The 6,339-nt window shown below is 44.8% G+C and carries 7 protein-coding genes and 2 pseudogenes; 3 read left to right on the top strand and 6 right to left on the bottom strand.

What is annotated here, in order from left to right; genetic code table 11:
• Nucleotides 1-48: 48 nt before the first annotated feature.
• Nucleotides 49-189 (top strand): annotated as a pseudogene (locus Q0541_RS27510) (EF-hand domain-containing protein); the annotation flags it as partial.
• Between the two features lie 213 nt (nucleotides 190-402).
• Here the strand turns inward: Q0541_RS27510 and Q0541_RS27505 are convergent.
• The 4 genes from Q0541_RS27505 to cobJ form a co-directional block, all read right to left on the bottom strand.
• Nucleotides 403-954 (bottom strand): peptidoglycan-binding domain-containing protein, encoded by a 552-nt coding sequence (locus Q0541_RS27505; protein WP_298918699.1) that lies wholly within the window; start codon nucleotides 952-954, stop codon nucleotides 403-405.
• A 125-nt stretch (nucleotides 955-1,079) separates the two neighbouring features.
• Complete coding sequence (locus tag Q0541_RS27500) at nucleotides 1,080-1,244, bottom strand: hypothetical protein (RefSeq protein ID WP_298918696.1); 165 nt, start codon at nucleotides 1,242-1,244, stop codon at nucleotides 1,080-1,082.
• A 228-nt stretch (nucleotides 1,245-1,472) separates the two neighbouring features.
• The gene (locus Q0541_RS27495; RefSeq protein WP_298918693.1) at nucleotides 1,473-1,964 is read right to left on the bottom strand and encodes a DUF4174 domain-containing protein; all 492 of its coding nucleotides are present in this window, start codon (nucleotides 1,962-1,964) and stop codon (nucleotides 1,473-1,475) included.
• Nucleotides 1,965-2,186: 222 nt separating this feature from the next.
• A complete protein-coding gene (cobJ, locus tag Q0541_RS27490) occupies nucleotides 2,187-3,923 on the bottom strand; it encodes a precorrin-3B C(17)-methyltransferase (protein WP_298918690.1) in 1,737 nt (578 codons plus the stop codon).
• A gap of 141 nt (nucleotides 3,924-4,064) precedes the next feature.
• Between cobJ and Q0541_RS27485 the strand changes: the two are divergent.
• Nucleotides 4,065-4,246: pseudogene (locus Q0541_RS27485) on the top strand (hypothetical protein); the annotation flags it as partial.
• Between the two features lie 475 nt (nucleotides 4,247-4,721).
• Here the strand turns inward: Q0541_RS27485 and Q0541_RS27480 are convergent.
• Nucleotides 4,722-5,123 carry a hypothetical protein gene (locus Q0541_RS27480; protein WP_298918687.1) on the bottom strand — a complete coding sequence of 134 codons (402 nt, stop codon included), beginning with the start codon at nucleotides 5,121-5,123 and terminating at the stop codon, nucleotides 4,722-4,724.
• A gap of 209 nt (nucleotides 5,124-5,332) precedes the next feature.
• Here Q0541_RS27480 and Q0541_RS27475 point away from each other — a divergent pair, with 209 nt between their 5' ends.
• Nucleotides 5,333-5,536 carry a hypothetical protein gene (locus tag Q0541_RS27475; protein ID WP_298918684.1) on the top strand — a complete coding sequence of 68 codons (204 nt, stop codon included), beginning with the start codon at nucleotides 5,333-5,335 and terminating at the stop codon, nucleotides 5,534-5,536.
• A 275-nt stretch (nucleotides 5,537-5,811) separates the two neighbouring features.
• Here Q0541_RS27475 and Q0541_RS27470 read toward each other — a convergent pair whose 3' ends face one another.
• Nucleotides 5,812-6,201 carry a VOC family protein gene (locus tag Q0541_RS27470; protein WP_298918681.1) on the bottom strand — a complete coding sequence of 130 codons (390 nt, stop codon included), beginning with the start codon at nucleotides 6,199-6,201 and terminating at the stop codon, nucleotides 5,812-5,814.
• Nucleotides 6,202-6,339 lie beyond the last annotated feature (138 nt).

The following is a 6,339-nucleotide window of genomic DNA, read 5'->3' as shown; positions in this document are numbered from 1 at the left end:
ACTTCTAGGGGTTGTCACTGATTATACTACGACGAGAGTGACAAAAGAGGGTTAAGTGCAATCATCTCATCAGAAACAAATACCACTAGTCCCCAGGAATTGCTAGTAAATTATGATTCAGACAAAGACGGTAGCATTACCTTTGAAGAGTTAAAGGAAGCAGTTGAGAAAGCAAATAATTTAAACTAGCAGTCAAAAAACAAGGGTATCAATACCCTATTATCCTCATACCTTGTAAGGTGTGAGGGTTATTCTTCTGATTGTCATTGATAAGAAATGTCAAAAAAGTGGGATTGTAAGTAACCCAATATGAGTATGTTCCACTCCCTGATTATTTTTAATATATAGAGAATAATAAATTTTCTTAACTCCAAACCCCTGTATAGACGCGATTAATCGCGTCTAAATTGTCAACGCCCCCCAAGTACGTTGACCAACTATTCCATCTGTTGCTAAATTCCGCTGGTTTTGAAAGGCTTTGACAGCAGTCTCTGTCAGTGCGCCAAAAATCCCATCTACTCTTACGGCATAACCGTTAGACACTAAAAGCTGTTGTAAGGCTCTAACAGCAACACCAGAGCTACCGAAATTAAGAGTAGGTAGTTGGCTACTAAACTTCTGGAACCGTCCTGTAGCCTTTGCACGGACTTTACCTCCAGACTGAAAATACTTCTTAGACTCACCTAAGTTAGAAGAAGCTAGGAACTGATTCTTTTTACTGATTTTCTTAAGTATGTGTTCTTTATCCACTGCGATCGCACAGGGAGAAGCCTGGTAAATCCCATCTGTCTGAATGAATTCAGGTGGTGTGGCTTCAGCCGTTATCTCTAACTGACTCTGTTTTGACTGCTTTACGTCATTTTCCATCTGAAATAATTGCTGCTGTGGCAAATTGGCCCCAGATGCTTGTCTTATTGTTAACACGTCCATCATCATCAGGCCAATTTCAGTCATTGTAGTTCATTTTAGGGACTGACAAAAAATAAATTATCCAAAATTATTTGTACGTTTGTAGAGGCGCAAGGCCTTGCGCCCATACTAATTTTTTCAGATAATATTGAATTCCCTCCTTAACCGCTCTAGCAGCGCTGCCCCCTCTTCATAGCGAGCATTTCTTGGGTGATGGCAGCATTCTGGTAAGCGGACACCGCTTTGGCATAGTGGGGATTGAGTAAAGTTAATCCCTGATCATACACAGAAATCGCTTCTGTGATATTGTTTTGAGCTTGGTAAACCTGACTCAATACGAAGATGCGAAGAAAAACCTTATTTTTATGCCTACACTTTGAAAGGGCTAATCTTAACTACAGCAATTTTAGTACAGCACGGCGTAAATAAGCAAACCATTGAAAAGCCCTAAAGAGCTTATTCCATAATACTTTTGACTTTTACTTCTCTACGAGAGGCTGCGCCAACGGCTACGCTCAGTACAAGTGACTTTTGAATGAGTGACTTCCGCCTTGCGGTACTAGTTACTTTCGGCCTCGCTTTTGCATTTCTTGCTGACGCATGGGCATAGCGTCAATTTCCTTAAAAATTGCTGTCGCCTGGACTGGTGTAGCATCACTGCGCTTAACACCACCATCTTTGCCCACCAAGATCACGCGGAAATTTCCTTTGTCAACCCCAAAGCGATCGCGCAACTTGGCAGCAGAAGACTCATCTATTGGCTGTCTGTTGGCATAGCTTTCATCTGTTGCCAAAACCTGAACAAGAACTAAATCCCGATCTGCAAAACCGCTGTTATGCTCTTGCAATAGTTGCATTTGCTGCTGATAGGTATGGTTATCAACAGACGGTGCAAAGACTAGTAGCACGCGGTTTTTCCATTTTTGGGAACTGAGGTTAAATGAAGACATTTTGATGGCATGATTGGTTGAACCTTGGGCAATATCAGCTTTGTTAACTGGCAACAGGACTATACACGCTAATAGGGTCAGGGCAATTAATACTGAATTATTCACAATGGGTTATTATTTGTTTTCTATCCTCTCAAGCTATCATTGGTTTCCCTACTTTTCCTCTATCTGTTGATGGTTTATCTTCGTATTAGGTTTGGTGAAAAGGTGGGTGAGAATCACTCAAACTATAGCAGGCTGATGGTTTATTAAAATCTAGCCTGAAAACTTATCCTGCCTCCCCAACAAAAGAGAAGTTTTGCCTTGTGTTTACAGCGCTGATTATGCCTACTGTTCGGTATAGCGACGCGGCGTATAAACCCAGATATTACCATCGCGGCGCTTGATGGTTCGGGTTTTTGTGGAACCAATGAGAATAATTGTCCGCATATCAGCGGTTGCTGGTGTTAACTGGTCAAGTGTGATCACTTTCACCGTCTGTCCTGGTCTGCCGAGATTTTGCGCCAACACTACTGGTGTATCTGGTGTTCTATGTAGCAGTAAAATCTTTCTCGCTTCTGCCAGTTGCCAGGTACGCTCTTTGGAAACAGGATTGTAGAAAGCAATTACGAAATCAGCTTTAGCAGCAGCGGCAATTCGTTGTTCGATCGCAGACCAAGGCTTCAAGATGTCAGAAAGGGAAATCGCACAGAAGTCATGCCCAAGGGGCGCACCAATCGCTGCTGCTGCTGCCTGCATGGCTGAGATGCCTGGTGCTACATGAATGTCGATACTATCCCATTCGGGTTTGGCATAGCGATCGCATACTTCAAAAACCGCTGTTGCCATTGCATAGATACCGGGATCACCAGATGAAACTACAGCTACATATCGCCCAGATGCTGCCAAATCAAGGGCCATTTTTGCCCGTGCTTCTTCTTCGCGGTTGTCGGACTCATGCCGTTGCTTACCATCAGCCAGAGAACCAACTAAATCTAAATAAGTTTTATAACCTACTAAATCAGTTGCGGATTTGAGTATCTCCTTCACTTCTTTTGACATCCATTGCGATCCACCAGGACCCGTGCCTATAATCGCTAACCGTCCGCGTGGCTGACCGATGGTGTTGGGGTCAATTGGTTGAGGGGCAATGGCGATCGCCAAATGGGGAGATGAGGGAGATAAGGGGAATGTATCTGTGGCGGCGATCGCTGCTGCTTGGGCGGGGCTATAACCTGCTGATAGCTGGACTTCTAGCTGATTTGGGGTAAAAAAGCGGGCAGGCACTCCCAAGGCGCTAGCTACGGCATGGATTGCTGGATCGGCAGCAGCGGTGATGGGTGCAAATATCCCGGCGACTGATGCTCTTTCTAATCTGGCATCAGCTAGTAGCTGCTGTACTAAAGCGACTGCATCATCTGCATAGCCAATCATGCCACTAATTGCGATCGCTATAGTTGCAGGGTGGTAGACAAGGCAGTTGGCTCTAAGAGTGACCAAATGTTCGGTAACTTGGATAGTCAAATCTCCTTTTGGATCTATGGGCAGTTTACTATCACTCAACCAAGGTGCTATACCTTCTAGTTTGACTTGCGCCCCGGCTAGCAAATCTGAGATAAATTTCTTCGCATCGTCTGGGTTTGCTAAATGGTATCCAGGGGGAGGAAACAATAGCGTTGTGCCCAAACGGAGGTCACCTGTGGTCGTAATTGCAGGCTTGACATCAAGCGCTTCGGCAATGCGGCGGGCCAAATCGTTTACCCCAGCAAGTCCGCCCAAAAGGGGGACAACAGCACTACCATCCTCAGCCACAGCTAGCACTGCTGGTTCCTGTTGTTTATCCGAGAGTACCGGAGCCAGCGTCCTGATCAGAATGCCGGCGGCACAAATGCCAATCAGTGGCGTTCCTTGGGCGAATAATTCGCGCAACGTCTTGCCAAAATTAGTAAAGCTGACATCAACTCCCGATGTGCGACCCGCTAGACCGTATAGCGTCGCCCCTGGTAGGACGGTGATTATTTTGCGTGCTACTGTCACACTATTTTGACCTAGTACTACAATGGCAGGTGCAACGTTGATCATCATAAGTAGATATCTTGCAAAATTTGATATCCTTCAAATGAAACCACAGATTTAGACATGTAGCGACTTCGTGCCAAGTGCGTAAGCGTAACCCGTGTAGACATCGCTTGATAGATAAATAGGTAAAATCCACTTTGTGTCTACGCATACAAACAGCGCCTGAATTCTTGGGCTATAGCACGTTTACTTGCCGATATGCAACGGTTGATTGTCGCGCGATTCCGCAGTTAGTGTGATACAGAGGGTCATTTGCTTGTGTTAAAGCTGATACCTGACGTTGCTTTGTGATGGTTTTTGATTGTCAACGCGAAGAAGCTGTGATTTAAAGTGATGCAGAGGCGATGTCTCACGACAAGCCCTCCGGGTGTGCCAGTCGCTCATGGGGAGCCACTGCGCCCTTCTCCCTACAGCCCTTTGGGCATCCTACGGCAGGCGCTAGCCTCTCCCAATGTGAGAAGGGGAGACGATGCCGCGCATAGCGCAGCGGTAGCGAGCCTGCGTACTCCTACGGAGAAGCAAGCTAGCAAGAGCGTCTCGTAGAGAGCGTCTGCGGTTTCCCGACTTGTACCCCTACTCTTTAAGCTACGCGCAGCGTCTCCCCCTCTCCCTTTGGGAGAAGACCGCGCTGGCTTACCGCTGTGTATTTACGCATTTGGGTCATTAGGGGTGCGATCGCATTTTCTTAAAAAAGGCGACGCCGATAGCGTAAAGCCTGCGGCATGGCAACTCGAAGAAGAGGCTACGCCAACGCTTAGAGCGACGCAGGAACGTCACAGCCCGTCGTAGACATCGCTTCTTGTTTCAATTAGCTTTACGCTCTTTGAGGACTTGATCTAGCAAATTTCTAGCAGGTTGTGCTTTAGTCAACGCTGCTTGATGGTCATTATAAGCACGAACAAGGCGAGAAAGACTGCTCACACCTACCTTGAGTTGCTCAAGTTCTTCACCAGCAACCACTTCCCCATCAAGCATCCGCCCGATCAACGGTTTGATGTCGCCCACTTCCTGCCGGACTTTTTGGAGCTTTTCTAGGTTACTCAGTAAGCTTTTGAGTGAGTTCAAGATGTCGTCAATATCCTGGACATCTTCCACTGGTTCGGCCGAATCTTCAGGCAAATCTTCAATTGTCACTGTATCTTTATCTGAAATTGTTGGCAATTCCTGTGCAGATGTTTCATTTTTAACCCCGTTTGACCGTGCCATCAACGCTTCCTCAAGGAATTTTCCTTAGTGTATCGCTTATCCTTATCTCCTCACACCTAGATGTACAAATAATTTTTAATTATGTAAAGTTAAGTTATATTACGTATTTAAATTTGTATCCTGAACATGCTTAATAATTTATTTTTAGTATTTGATAATAAAAATCAAATACTATCGGGAGATTTTTAAGAATTACCAGAAGTGACTCAATGCTGATCTCAAACTTAAAGACTGAAAATATGTTTGTGGAATTACTTGATCATGAAGAGGAATCTATATCTGGAGGAAAAATTAGCATTACAGCCGATAAACTTAACTTATCATTCACAAATGTAGCTTTAAACATAGACGGTCTTAAGATTTTCCTTAAAGGAGGATTGCTCCAGTTAATTGGAGTAAAAGTAAGTGTTTAGAAGATAAAAGGAGAGCGAGCATCTCAATTTTGCAAAAATAAAAGAATCCCTATATTATTCGTGAGTTTCCATCACGAATAATATAGGGATTCAATCTTGTGGTTCTTCCTGCTCTTGCTCAGATCCAGAAGTAACGATAAATGATCTCCAAATGCTGCCCTCAGCTGTCACTCAGGCAGCATAACACCCCAGTTCAGCCGACGTTTTGCCGTAGCAAAGCCGAGGCAAAACGGTCGGCTGGAGCGCCTTGGAGGGTGCATTGTGTCATTGCATTTTCAACCTTGATTTATTGCGCTTGGCTCCATATAGATAATTTCCCAAATATGGCCATCTAAGTCACCAAACCCATGTCCGTACATGAAACCGTGGTCTTGTGGTTGATTGTAGGTTGTTCCCCCGGCGGTGATTGCCTTACGAACCATTTCATCTACTTCTTCTCGGCTTTGGGAGGATAAACACACAAGCACTTCTGTGCTTTTCGTGGCATCACAGATTTCTTTGGGAGTAAAAGTCTTGAATTTTTCGTGAGTCAATAGCATAACGAATATGTCATCGCTCACGATCATGCTGGTAGACGTCTCGTCAGTAAATTGGGCGTTAAAACTGAAGCCAAGTTTAGTAAAAAACTCCACAGACCGATTGAGGTCTTTTACTGGAAGATTCACGAAAATTTTAGTAGCCATATTTTCTCCTTTTGAAAGCTCATTACGTGTATCAACTGCCCCACCCACTGTTGGGATGGGGCTTGTGATTCAAGTTCCCATTTCTGGGCAGACCACAGTAGGCTGATTGACCGCAGTCCT

Source organism: uncultured Nostoc sp., assembly GCF_937863485.1.
Taxonomy (GTDB): Bacteria; Cyanobacteriota; Cyanobacteriia; order Cyanobacteriales; family Nostocaceae; genus Nostoc.
Note: the sequence above shows the minus strand (reverse complement) of the source record. Positions and strands in the feature narration are given on the sequence as shown.

What these genes read in the sequence shown, in the direction of transcription:
- Q0541_RS27505 (WP_298918699.1), bottom strand. Translation starts at nt 954, where the DNA reads ATGACTGAAATTGGCCTGATGATGATGGACGTGTTAACAATAAGACAA.
- cobJ (WP_298918690.1), bottom strand. Translation starts at nt 3,923, where the DNA reads ATGATGATCAACGTTGCACCTGCCATTGTAGTACTAGGTCAAAATAGT.
- Q0541_RS27480 (WP_298918687.1), bottom strand. Translation starts at nt 5,123, where the DNA reads ATGGCACGGTCAAACGGGGTTAAAAATGAAACATCTGCACAGGAATTG.
- Q0541_RS27475 (WP_298918684.1), top strand. Translation starts at nt 5,333, where the DNA reads ATGCTGATCTCAAACTTAAAGACTGAAAATATGTTTGTGGAATTACTT.